The sequence below is a fragment of the Kitasatospora sp. NBC_01287 genome (assembly GCF_026340565.1).
Lineage (GTDB): Bacteria > Actinomycetota > Actinomycetes > Streptomycetales > Streptomycetaceae > Kitasatospora.
In genome coordinates, this window is record NZ_JAPEPB010000001.1 from 131,289 (window position 1) to 145,140 (window position 13,852).

1 protein-coding gene (running past one end of the window) is annotated in these 13,852 nt (G+C 76.1%); it reads left to right on the forward strand.

Going from position 1 to position 13,852, the window contains the following annotated elements; all coding sequences use genetic code 11:
- A protein-coding gene (locus OG455_RS00370) for an SDR family NAD(P)-dependent oxidoreductase (protein WP_266288904.1) crosses the window boundary here: on the forward strand, positions 1–13,852 show its 5' portion. The gene runs 7,706 nt beyond the window's last position; 13,852 of the gene's 21,558 nt are visible here — the first part of the coding sequence; its start codon is at positions 1–3; the stop codon falls past the right edge of the window.

Sequence of the window (13,852 nt, forward strand, 5' to 3'; positions counted from 1 at the left end):
ATGACGGACGACCAACGGCAGACCGACGCGCTGCGGCAGATCGTGGACGACGTCCGGGAAGGCCGCCTGACCAAGGCCGACGCGGTCCGGCTGATCGCCCGGCAGCGCGCCGCGGCCCCGGCCACCGCCGCGGGCTCCCCCGCGCCGGACCCGCGCGAGGTCGAGGGCGAGGGCGAGCCGACCGTGCTCGCTCCCGTCTGGGACCCCGTCCCCGCCCCCGACGCCCCCGCGTGGCCCGCCGCGCACGAGCCGGTCGTCCTGATCGGCGGCTCCCCCGCCCTGCGCGGCTCGCTCCTGCGGGAGTTCTCCGACGCCCACTGCCTCTCCCCGGACGCCGGTACCGAGGACCTCGCGGCGAAGCTCGCCGCCCACGGACACCTCGCCCACGTGTTCTGGCTAGCACCGCCCGGCGCCGGCGCCGGTGTGGGCACCGGGTCGCTGGTGACCGACGAGTCGCTGGTGACCGGCCAGCGTGACGGCACCCTCGCCTGCTTCCGCCTCGTCCAGGCCCTCGACCTGGCCGGCTACCAGGCTCGGCCGCTCGGGTTGACCCTGGTCACCGAGGACGCCCTTCCCGTCCCCGGCCGGGCCGGCACCGACCCGACACACGCCGGTGTGCACGGCCTCGCCGGCTCGCTCGCCAAGGAACGCCCTCACTGGTCGGTGCGCGCGCTGGACCTCACCGCCGCCGACGCCTCCCCCGACGGCCTGCTCGCCCTGCCCGGCGACGCGGCCGACGGCAGCTGGGGCCGGGCGGGCGGCCGCTGGTTCAGGCAGCGCCTGGTGCCCGTCGAGCCCTCCGTCCCACTCGCCGCCACACCCTCCGGCGCTCTCTCCGGCACACTCCCTGGGCCGGCCGGCGGCGTCTACCGCGACGGCGGCGTCTACCTGGTGATCGGCGGCGCCGGCGGCCTCGGCGAGGTGTGGACCGAGCACGTCGTCCGCCACCACCGGGCGCAGGTGGTCTGGGTCGGCCGGCGCGAGCAGGACGCCGCGATCGAGCGGAAGATCAGCCGGCTGGCCGCGCTCGGCCCCGCGCCGCAGTACCTGCGCGCCGACGCCACCGACCGCGCCGCCCTGGAGCGGGTCCGCCGCACGGTCGAGTCCCGCCACGGCAGGATCAACGGCGTCGTGCACTCCGCGATCGTCCTGCGGGACGCGGCCCTGCACGCGATGACCGAGGAGGGCTTCCGGTCCGCGCTCGCCGCCAAGGTCGACGTCACGGTGCGCCTCGGCCAGGTGTTCGACGGGGCGGACCTGGACTTCGCGGTCTTCTTCTCCTCGACGATGTCCTTCAGCCGCGCGGCCGCCCAGGCCAACTACGCGGCCGGCTGCGTCTTCGGGGACGCCTACGCGCACGCGCTCGCCGAGGCCTGGTCCTGCCCGGTCAAGGTGATGAACTTCGGCTACTGGGGCAGCGTCGGCATCGTCTCCGGCGCCGGGTACCGGGAGCGGATGGCCAAGCTCGGCTGGCTCTCGATCGAGCGGGGCGAGGGCATGGCCGCCCTCGACCTGCTGCTCGGCGGGCCCTTCGACCAACTGGCGCTGGTGAAGGCCGCCCGGCCCGAAACCCTCGCCGCGCTCGCCGCCACCGACCGGCGGATCGCCCCGGCCCCGGCCGCCCTGCCCCCGCTGGGCGAGGCGCTCGCCGAGGCGGACCGGCGGACCCGGGACGCCGCGGGCGCCGCTCCCACCCGGGCACCGGACGCCGTCGACCCGCTCGCCGGCCGCCTGCTACTCCACCAGCTGCTCGCGGCGGGCGTGCTGCGCGCGGGCTCGGACTCGCTGCGGGAGGCCGCCCGCCGCCTCGGTCCGCCCGCCTTCCACCGCGCGTGGTTCGCCGAGACCGTGCGGATCCTCGCCGGGCGCGGGCTGCTGGCCGTCGACGGCGACCGGGTGACCGTCACCGCACCGGACGCCGGCGACGGACTCTGGGAGGAGTGGCGGGCCGCCCGCGAGGACCTGACCGCCGACCCGCACGCCGCCGCCCGGGCCCGGCTGCTGGACGCCGTGCTGCGCGAGCTACCGGCCGTCCTCACCGGGCGCCGCCCGGCCACCGACGTCCTCTTCCCCGCCTCCTCCACCGAGCTGGTCGAGTCCGTCTACCGCGGCAACCCCGTCGCCGACCGCTACAACGCCGCGCTGGCCGGCCTCGCCGCCGCGTTCGTCGGGGAACTCGCGCAGCGCGACCCCGACGCGCGGATCCGCGTCCTGGAGATCGGCGCCGGCACCGGGGGCACCACCGCCGGGGTGCTCGCCGCGCTGGCCCCGTACCGCGACCGGCTCGCCGACTACCGCTACACCGACCTCAGCCGGGTGTTCCTGGAGCACGGCCGCGGCCGGTTCGGCACCGACCTCCCGGCCCTGAGCACCGCGATCCTCGACGTCGAGGCCCCGCTCGCCGCCCAGGGCGTGCGGCCGGGGACGTACGACCTGGTGATCGCCGCCAACGTGCTGCACGCGACCCGCGACCTGCCGAGGACCCTGCGCCACGCCAAGTCCGCGCTGAAGGCCGGCGGCCTGCTGCTGGTCAACGAGATCACCGGGCACGGTCTCTTCACCCACCTCACCTTCGGCCTGCTCGACGGCTGGTGGCGGCACGAGGACGGACTGCGCGTGCCCGGCGGCCCGGCCCTCACCCCGGACAGCTGGCTGCGCCTGCTCGGCGAGGAGGGCTTCCGCCCGGTCACCGCGCCCGCTGGACCGGGCGAGACCCAGCAGATCGTCGGCGCCCTCAGTGACGGGTGGATCCACCAGGACGCGACGCCGGTCCGCCCCACTGCTACAGCCGCTACAGCCGTGACCGCCGTGACTCCCACGGCCCCCGTGGCCGCCCACGCCGCGGCGCGGCGGCCGGCCGAGCCGGGCGCCCCGCACGAGCGGGCGCTGCGGGACCTGGTGAAGCGGACCGTCGTCACCCGGCTCGCGCAGGCCCTCGGGGTCGAGGCCGGCGAGATCGACCCCACCGCGGCCTTCGCCGACTACGGCCTGGAGTCGATCGTCGGCATCCGGGTCTCCGCCGCGCTCAACGAGGCCCTCGGCATCGACCTGACGACGGCCAGCCTCTACGACCACGCCTCCGTCAACCGCCTCACCGCGCACATCATGCGGGACCACCGACCGGTGGCGCCGTCGGCGCCGACCGTCCCGCGCGAGCCCGTGGCGCGGCCCGGTGACGGCGGCCCACTGCCCGCAGCGGACCGGCCCGCAGCGGATCAGCCCGCCGCCGCGCCCGCCGCCGTGGCCGCTCCCACCCTCGCCAGGCCCACCCTCGCCAGGGCCACCGCCGCGGCCCCTGCCGCTGCCACCCCGCGCGAGCGCGAGCGCGAGCCGATCGCGGTGATCGGGATCGCCGCCCGCTACCCGCGCTCCGACACCCCCGCGGCCCTGTGGGACCACCTCGCGCACGGCCGCGACCTCACCCAGGAGGTCGATCGCTGGCCGCTCCCGGCGAACCCCGCCGACGACGCCCGCCGCTGCCCCCGGGGCGGTTTCCTCACCGACATCGACCGCTTCGACCCGAGGTTCTTCAACATCTCGGCCGTCGAGGCCACCCACATGGACCCGCAGCAGCGGCTCTTCCTGCAGGAGGCCTGGAACGCCCTGGAGGACGCGGGCCACGCCGGAGCCGGCGTCGAGGGCCTGCGCTGCGGCGTCTACGCGGGCTACAACGGCGGCGACTACGAGCGCCTGATGGGCGAGGACGCGCCCGCGCAGGCCATGTGGGGGCGCTCGCCGTCCATCCTGTCGGCGCGGATCGCCTACCACCTGGACCTGCGCGGGCCGGCCATCACCGTCGACACCGCCTGCTCGTCCTCGCTGGTCGCCGTCCACCTGGCCTGCCAGGCGCTGTGGAGCGGCGAGGTGGACCTCGCCCTGGCCGGCGGTGTCTTCGCCCAGTCCACCCCGCACTTCTACCGGGTCGCCGGACGCGCCAACATGCTGTCGCCGACCGGCCGCTGCCACACCTTCGACGACCGCGCCGACGGCTTCGTGCCCGGCGAGGGCGTCGGGATCGTCGTCCTCAAGCGGCTCTCCGCCGCGCTCGCGGACGGCGACCACATCCGCGCCGTCGTGCGCGGCTCCGGCATCAACCAGGACGGTGCCACCAACGGCATCACCGCGCCCAGCGCCGCCGCCCAGGAACGCCTCCAGCGCCAGGTCTACGACGACTTCGGCATCAGCGCCGACGACATCCAGCTGGTCGAGGCGCACGGCACCGCCACCCCGCTCGGCGATCCCATCGAGTTCGAGGCGCTGACCCGCAGCTTCCGCAAGGACAGCACCCGGACCGGCTACTGCGCGCTCGGCTCGATCAAGACCAACATCGGCCACACCACCGCGGCCGCCGGCGTGGCGGGCCTGATCAAGGCCGTCCTCGCCCTCGAACACCGCCAACTGCCGCCGTCCGTCAACTTCGAGCGCGCCAACCCGCGCATCGCCCTCGACAGCAGCCCCTTCTACGTCAACACCCGCCTGCGCGACTGGGACGTGGAGCCCGGCTGCACCCGCCGGGCGGCCGTCAGCGCCTTCGGCTTCAGCGGCACCAACGCCCATGTCGTGGTGGAGGAGGCGCCCGCGTCCGCGCGCGCCGGGGTGTCCGACCCGCGCCCCGGCCACCTCGTCCTGCTGTCCGCGCGCACCCGCGACCAGCTCGACCAGCGGGCCCGGCAGCTGCTGGCCCACCTCGCGGCCGTCCCCGACACCGACTGCGGCGACCTGAGCCGCACGCTCGCCCTGGGCCGCCGCCACTTCGGGTTCCGGCTCGCCTGTGTCGTCAGCGACAGCGCCGACCTGCGCGACCTGCTGGCGCGCTGGCTGACCGCCGGTGCCGACCCGCGGGTGCTCCGGAGCGAGCTGCGCGGCGACGTCGAGGAGGACCCGGAGCAGTTGGCGGAGGGCAGCCGCGCCATCCGCGAGTGCGCCGCCCTCACCGGGAGCCCGGCCGCCTACCGTGAGCGGCTCACCGCCGTCGCCCGGCTCCACCTGGCCGGCCACCGCCTGCCGCTGGCGGAGCTGTCCACCGGCAGCGGCCACCGCCGGATCCCGCTGCCTGCCTACCCCTTCGCCCGCGAGCGCTACTGGGTCGAGTCAGCCGTACCCGCCGTACCCGCCGTACCCGCCGTACCCGCCGTACCCGCCGTAACCGCCGTACCCGCCGTAACCGCCGTGACCGACACCACACCGCGCCCGGACGCGCCCGCCGACCACGCGGCCGACCACGCGGCCGACACCGCGCCGGGGCCGCTGCTGCTGGCCCGCCGCTGGCAGGACCGGCCCGCCCCCGGCGGCGGGAGCCTCGACGCGACGGCATCCGCCGGCCACTGGGTGCTCGTGGACGCCGCCCTGCGGGGGCTGCTGCCCGAACTCACCCGGGCCCTGCCCCGTACGCGCACCGCCGCGCTCCTCACCCAGGCCCTCGCGCCCGAGGAGCGGTTCCTCGCGCTGGCCGACCGGCTGCTCACCGAACTGCGCGCCGTCACCCCCGAAGGCCCCACCGGCACCGCGCTGGTGCAGGTGGTCCTCGGGGACGACAGCGACAACGGCGACGGCGACGACGGCGCGGACGCGGAGCTCACGGCGGCCCTCACCGGCATCCTGCGCACCGCCCGCAAGGAGAACTCCCGCCTGGTCACCCAGCTGATCCGGGTCGGTGCCGAGCAGGCCGCCGCCTCGCTGCCGCACCTGCTCGCGGAGAACGCCGCTGATCCCGGCGCCCACGAGATCCGCTACGACCGCGGCGTGCGACAGGTGGCCGTGCTCGACGAGATCCCCGCGTCCGCCGGCCGACCGCTCACCGCCGGGCCCGCGTGGCGCGACGGCGGGGTGTACCTGATCACCGGGGGCGCGGGCGGCATCGGCCGGCTCCTCGCCGTCGAGATCGCCCGCCGGACCAGCGGCGCGGTCGCCGTACTGGCCGGACGCAGCGCGCCGGACCAGCGGCTCAGCGACGAGCTGGACGCCCTCGCCGGGGAGCACGGCATCCGCCTGGAGTACCGGCAGCTCGACGTCTCCGACGCCGAGGCCGTCGAGCGCCGCGTGGCCGAGATCCTGGTCCGGCACGGCCGGCTCGACGGGGTCGTGCACGCCGCCGGGGTGCTGCGCGACGCCCACCTGAGCCGCAAGGGCACCGCCGAGCTGCGCGAGGTCTTCGCGCCCAAGGTCGCAGGTCTGGTCAACCTCGACCGGGCCACCGCCCAGCTCCCGCTGGACAGCTTCGTCCTCTTCTCGGCCGTCGCCGGTGTCCTCGGCAACGAGGGCCAGGCCGAGTACGCGGCCGCCAACGCCTTCCTCGACCAGTACGCGCGCCACCGCGAGCGGCTGGTGCGCGACGGGCTGCGGCACGGCCGCACCCGATCGGTCTCCTGGCCGCTGTGGGCCGAGGGCGGCATGGCGGTCGACGCGGCCCGGGCCGAGCGGATGCGCACCGACAGCGGGCTCGTACCGCTGGCCACCGAGCGTGGGCTGCGGGCGCTGCACACCGCGCTGGCCGGCGCGGAGCCGCACGTGGTGGTGCTGGACGGCGACACCGCGCGGCTGCGCGCCCTGGCCGCCGCCTTCGGCGGCGCACCGGCGGAGGGCACACCAGCGGTGGACGCACCAGCGGTGGACGCACCGGCAGGCGCGGCCGCGCCGGGGGTCGGGTCGGCGCCCGGGGACGAGCCGCTCGGCGAGGAGGAGTTGACCCTGCGGACCGTGGCGCGGCTGGTCGAGGCGTTCGCCGAGGTCACGCGGTTCCCCGCCGGTCAGGTCGACCCGCTGGAGCCGTTGGAGCACTACGGCATCGACTCCATCATGATCATCCAGATGAACACCCGGCTGGACCGGGCGTTCGACGGCATCCCCAAGACCCTCTTCTTCGAGTACCGCACGCTGCGTGCCCTCGCCGAGCACCTGGTCGCGGCCCACCGCGCGGACTGCGTGGCCTGGACGCGCGGCGAGGCCGTCCCGCCCGCCGCCGAGCCCGCCGAGGCCGCCGAGGCCGCCGAGGTCACTGGGGCCGCTGACCTGGCCGCTACCGCTACCGCCGTCGCGGTGCCTCAGGAACAGCCCCGGCCACGCACGTCCGGCGCGGCCCCCGCCGGCGCGGACGAGCCGATCGCCGTCATCGGGATGAGCGGCCGCTATCCCCAGGCGCCCGACCTCGACGCCTTCTGGGCCAACCTGCGCGAGGGCGTCGACGCCGTCAGCGAGGTCCCCGCCGACCGCTGGCCGCTGGAGGGCTTCTACGAGCCCGACGTCGAACGCGCCCTCGCCGAGGGCCGGAGCTACGCCAAGTGGGGCGGCTTCCTCGACGGGTTCGCCGACTTCGACGCCGCCTTCTTCGCGATGTCCCGCCGCGAGGCCGCCGAGATCGACCCGCAGCAGCGGCTCTTCCTGCAGACCTGCTGGCAGGCGCTGGAGGACGCCGGATACACCCGGGAGCGCATCGCGGCCCTGCACCACGGCCGTGCCGGGGTCTTCGCCGGCATCACCAAGACGGGCTTCGAACTGCACGGTGTCGAGCTGCGGCAGCAGGGCCACCAGGTCTTCCCGCACACCTCGTTCGGCTCCGCCGCCAACCGGGTCTCGCACTGGCTGGACCTCAACGGGCCCAGCATGCCCGTCGACACCATGTGCTCGTCCTCGCTGACCGCCATTCACGAGGCCTGCGAGCAACTGCGGCGCGGCGAGTGCGAGATCGCCCTCGCCGGCGGCGTCAACCTCTACCTCCACCCGTCCGCGTACACCAGGCTGGCCTCCCACCGGATGCTCTCCGCGGACGGCCGCTGCCGCAGCTTCGGCCTCGGCGGCGACGGCTTCGTCCCCGGCGAGGGCGTCGGTGTGCTGCTCCTCAAGCCGCTGTCCCGGGCGCTGGCCGACGGCGACCACGTCCACGCGGTCATCCGGTCCAGCAGCGTCAACCACGGTGGCCGCACCAACGGCTACTTCGTCCCCGACCCGATGGCCCAGCGTGACGTCGTCCGCGACGCGCTGCGCAAGGCCGGGCTCTCGGCCCGCGAGGTCGGCTGCATCGAGGCGCACGGCACCGGGACCGAGCTCGGCGACCCGATCGAGATCCGCGGGCTCACCGAGGCGTTCCGTCAGGACACCGACGAGCGCGGCTACTGCGCGATCGGCTCGGCGAAGTCCGCCATCGGCCACCTGGAGGCCGCCGCGGGCGTCGCCGGGGTGACCAAGGCCGTCCTCCAGTTGCGGCACCGCACCCTCGCGCCCAGCCTGCACGCCGAGGAGACCAACCCCAACATCGACTTCGCCGCGAGCCCGTTCACGCTCCAGCGGGAGGCCGCGCGTTGGGACCGGCTGGTGGTCACCGAGGACGGGGCCGAACGCGAGGTGCCGCGGATCGCCGGTGTCTCGTCCTTCGGTGCGGGAGGCGCCAACGCGCACGTGATCCTCCAGGAGTACGTGGCGCCCATCCGGCCGGCCGCACCCGCCGGCACCCGCCCGGCCGTCGTGGTCCTGTCCGCCAGGAACGAGGAGGCGCTGCGGCGCAGGGCGCGCCAGCTCGCCGACGCCGTCCCGGCGCGCGGGTTCGGTGACGCCGATCTCGCCGACATCGCCCACACCCTCCAGGTCGGCCGCGAGGCCATGGAGCACCGGCTCGCCCTGGTGGTGTCCTCGGTCGCCGAACTCACGGCGGGTCTGGCCCGGTACCTGGCCGGTGCGGCCCTGCCGCCCGGTCTGCGTCAGGGCCGCACGGCCCAGCTCAGGGAGCTGCGTTCGGTCCTCGGCCCCGAGGAGTGCACCGGCCCGGCGCTGGCCGCCCTCGCCGCGGCCGGCCGGCTGGAGGAGCTGGCCGACCGCTGGACCCGGGGCGCCGACTGCGACTGGAGCGCCCTGGACGGGGCCGCCCCCGCCGACGGTCCGCGCCGCATCCCGCTGCCGGTCTACCCGTTCGCGGCCACCCGCCTCTGGATCCCCGAGCTCGTCCGCTCGGCGGAGGTGCGCGGCCGCAACGCCGAGCCGGCCGGTGCGGCGGACCGCGCCGCACCGCACGCGGTCGGGGCCGGCCTCGACCGGCCGGCCACCGCCGCGCCGGCCGTGCCCGCGCCGGTCGTGCCGGAGCCGGTCGTGCCCGAGCCGGTACCCGTCGCCACCCCGCCCGCCGTGGTGACGCGCGCGGCCGCCCCGGTCGTCCGGCTCGTCGAGCCCGCGCGGGCCGCACGGGCCGTGATCCCGGGCGCCGCGCGCCCGACCCCGGTGCGGCTGCCGGCCCTGACCGCCCCGCACCCCGCTGACATCGCACCGGACGGCGTCGCGTTCAGCCGTGCCACCGCCGAACGTGCCACCACCGAACGTGACACCACCGAAGAGGAAAGGTCGCAGGAATCCGTGTCGACTCCCGTGTACAACAGCGCCGAGGTGGCCGCGGACCTCACCGCCACGCTCGCGAACGCCCTGTTCATCGAGCCTTCCGAGGTCTCCCCCGACATCCCCTTCATCGACATGGGTCTCGACTCGATCGTCGGCGTCGAATGGGTGCACGTCATCAACCGCCGGTTCGGCCTCACGCTGAACGCGACCCGCGTCTACGACTACCCGACGATCGACCAGCTGACGGACTTCGTCACCGGCGAACTCGCCCGGCTCGCCCAGGCGGCTCCCGCGTCCACCGCGGTCCCCGTGCCGGCCCCCGTGCCGGCCCCCGCGCCCGTCGCGCAGGCTCCCGCCGCCCGGATCGCCCCGCCCGCCCCCGCACCCACCCCGGCCGTCCAGGTCGCCCCGCCCGCGCCCACGCCGGCGCCCGTCCCCGCCCCCGCTCCTCGTGCGCAGGCCCAGGCCCCGGCCCGGTCCGGCGACGACGCCATCGCCGTGATCGGCGTCAGCGGGGCCTTCCCGGGCGCGCGGAACCTCGACGAGTTCTGGGCGAACATCGCCGACGGCGTGGACTCGGTGAGCCAGGTCCCCGACGAGCGCTGGCCCTCGGCCGACTACTACGACGAGCGGCCCAGCACGCCCGGCAGGTCGTACAGCACCTGGCTGGGCGCCCTGGACGAGGCGGACCGCTTCGACCCGGTCTTCTTCGGGATCTCCCGGACCGAGGCCGCCTCGATGAACCCGCAGCACCGGCTCTTCCTGGAGCACGCCTGGGCCTGCGTCGAGGAGGCCGCGGTCAACCCGCGCGGCCTGTCCGGCAGCCGCTGCGCCGTGTACGTGGGCAGCGGCAACGGCGACCACAACCAGCGCGGCGGCGGCGACCTGACCGGCCAGCAGCTGACCGGCAGCTCGCCCTCGATCCTCGCCGCCCGCATCTCCTACCTGCTGGACCTGATCGGCCCGGCCGTCGCGATCGACACCGCCTGCTCCTCCTCCCTGGTGGCCATCGCGCACGCCTGCGACAGCCTGCTGCTGGGCCGCTCCGACCTGGCCCTGGCCGGCGGGGTGTGCGTGCTGTCCGGCCCGGCGATGCACGTGATGACCAGCCAGGCCGGGATGCTCTCGCCGAACGGCCGCTGCTTCACCTTCGACGAGCGGGCCGACGGCTTCGTCCTCGGCGAGGGCATCGGCGTGGTGCTGCTCAAGCGGCTGTCCGACGCCGAGCGCGACGGCGACCACATCCACGGCGTCATCCGCGGCTGGGGCATGAACCAGGACGGCCGCACCAACGGCATCACCGCGCCCAGCGCGAAGTCCCAGGCCCTGCTGGAGAAGGACGTCTACGACCGCTTCGGCGTCGACCCCGACACCATCACCCTCCTGGAGGCGCACGGCACCGGCACCCGGCTGGGCGACCCGATCGAGGTCGAGGCCCTGACCGCGGCCTTCCGCCACTACACCGAGCGCACCGGCTACTGCGCGCTCGGCTCGGTGAAGAGCAACATCGGCCACCTGCTGCCCGCCTCCGGCATCGCCGGCCTGCTCAAGGTCCTGCTGGCGATGCGGCACCGGCAGCTGCCGCCCACCGTCAACTACTCCTCGCCCAACGAGCGCATCCCGCTGGCCGACAGCCCCTTCTACGTCAACACCGCCCTTCGGCCGTGGACTTCGCCGGACGGCGGGCCCCGGCGGGCGGCCGTCAGCTCCTTCGGCTTCAGCGGCACCAACGCCCACCTGGTGATCGAGGAGTACGACCCGCGGCCGCAGGGCGGGTCCGGGTACGCCTCGGCCGCCGCCGACACCTCCGCCCTCGTGGTCCTCTCCGCGCTGCGCCCGGAGCAGTTGACCGCCCAGGCCGCCAACCTGGCGGCGTACCTCTCCGGCCGGGGCCGGCACGCCGAGCCGGCGCAGGTCGCGTACACGCTGCAGGTGGGCCGCGACGCGATGGAGCACCGGCTGGCCTTCGTGGTCGACTCGGTGCCCGAGCTGATCGACCTGCTGCGCCGCCACCTCGCCGGTGACCCGCTGGCCGCGACCGCCGCCGGGCAGGCGGCCCGCACCGGCCGCGACCGCGCCGGGCAGACGTACGCGGAGGAGGCCAGCCCGCTGTGGCGGCCCACCCGCGACGCGCTCGACGCGCTCGCCCGGCGCTGGGTGGCGGGCGAGGCGGTGGAGTGGGCGCGGCTGTACGACGGCACGCCCCGGCGGCTGTCGCTGCCGACCTACCCCTTCGCCCGGGAGCACTTCCCGCTGCCCGGCACGGGGGGCGCGGCGGCGACCCAGGCGGGCCGGGTCACCACGGCTGTGACCGCCCCGGCGCGCGCGGCGGTGCACGCGGCCGTCGCGGACCCGGTGGCTCCCGCGCCCACCCGGCCCGTCGTGGCCGAGCCCGTGCCCGTGCCCGCGGGCCCCGCGCCCGTGCGCCTCGCCCAGCCCGTGCCGGCCCCGGCCACCGACCGCCCCCGCGCCACCGTCCGGCTCACGCCGCTGGGCGAGGCCGTCCGCGAGCCCGCACGTGAGCCCGCCCGCGAGGCCGTCCTGACGCAGCCCGCCCCCGCCTCGCCCGCCCCGACGGCCCCGGCGACCGCCGTCGACCCGAGAGCCCTTGAGGCCGAGCTCGCCGAGAGCCTCGCCGAGGCGCTGCTGCTGGAGCGCAGTGAGGTCTCGGTCACCCGTCCGTTCGTGGACATGGGCCTGGACTCGATCAACGGCGTGGAGTGGGTCCGCACCCTCAACACCCGCCACCGGACGTCGCTCACCGCGCCGCGGCTCTACGAGTACCCGACCGTGAGGGAGTTGGCCGCGCACCTCGCCGCCGTGGCTCCGGTCGCCGCCGGCCGCAGGTCCGCCGCGCGGGTGGTCCGGCCGGCCGGCGGCTCCGACCAGGACGAGGAGTCAGCGCCTGACCCTGCCCGCCCCGACGTCACCACTGCCGCCGCTGAGCCGGCCACCGTGCCCGCCGCACCCGCCGCACCCGCCGCACCCGCCCCGGCGACCGTCACCCGGCCCGCCCCGGCCGCCGCTCCCGCCTCGTACGAGCCCATCGCCGTCGTCGGCATGAGCGGCCGCTACCCGGACGCCGCCGACCTGGAGGAGTTCTGGCGCAACCTCGCCGCCGGCCGCGACTCGGTCGAGGAGGTCCCCGCCTCCCGCTGGGACGTGTCCGCCTGGTACGACCCGCGGCCCGGCACCGAGGGCCGGACCGTCAGCAAGTGGCTCGGCAGGCTCGACGACATCGACGCCTTCGACCCGCTCTTCTTCGACATCGCGCCCACCGAGGCCGCGGCGATGGACCCGCAGCAACGGCTCTTCCTCGAAGAGGGCTACCACGCCTTCGAGGACGCCGGGTACGGCCCCGACCTGCTGCGCCGCGCCCGCTGCGGCATCTACCTCGGGATGTCGGGCAGCGAGTACGGCGGGCTGGTCCGCGACGAGGAGGACCGGGTCGGCGCGACCACCGGGTCCAACACCGCCATCGCGGCCGCCCGCCTCGCCTACCACCTCAACCTGCGCGGCCCCGCCATCAGCGTCAACACCGCCTGCTCCTCCTCGCTCGTCGCCGCCCACCTCGCCTGCCAGGCGCTGCGCGCGGGCGAGGTCGACCTGGCCCTGGTCGGTGGAGTGACCCTCTACCTGACCCCGCAGGTCTACGTCGACATGAGCCAGGCCGGGATGCTCTCGCCCAGCGGCCGCTGCCGCGCCATGGACAACGGCGCCGACGGCTTCGTGCCCGGCGAGGGCGTGGGCGCGCTCGTCCTGAAGCGCCTCGCGGACGCCGAGGCCGACGGTGACCGCGTCCACGGCGTCATCCTGGGCTCCGGCATCAACCAGGACGGCCGCACCAACGGCATCACCGCGCCCAACCTCACCAGCCAGGTGGAGCTGGTCCGCGAGGTGCACCAGCGGTTCGGCATCCCGTCGGAGAGCATCGGCTACGTCGAACTCCACGGCACCGGCACCAAGCTCGGCGACCCGGTGGAACTGGAGGCGCTGGCCACCGCGTTCGGCGAGCAGGGTGAGCGCCGCGACCCCTGCGCGCTCGGCGCGGTGAAGAGCAACATCGGCCACACCTCCGCCGCGGCGGGCGTGGCCGGCGTGCACAAGATCCTCCTCCAGCTGCGCCACCGGGCCCTGGTCCCCACGCTGCACTTCGAGACGCCCAACGAGCACTTCGACTTCACCGGCTCGCCGTTCACGGTGAGCACCGAGCACCGGCCCTGGCCGAGCGAGCCGGGCACCCCGCGCCGCGCCGGCATCAGCTCCTTCGGCTTCAGCGGCACCAACGCGCACCTGGTGATCGAGGAGTACCTGCCCCGCACCGCCGGGACGCCGGACGGCGCCGAGGCCGAACTGCTCGTGCTGTCCGCGGCCACCGAGGAGTCCCTGCGGACCCAGGCCCGGCGGCTGAGCGAGCACCTCGCCCGCCAGGACGCCCCCGCCCCGGCGCTGGCCGAGGCCGCCCACACCCTCCAGGTCGGCCGCCGCGCCATGGAGCACCGGCTCGCCCTGGTCGCCCACGGCCTCGCCGACG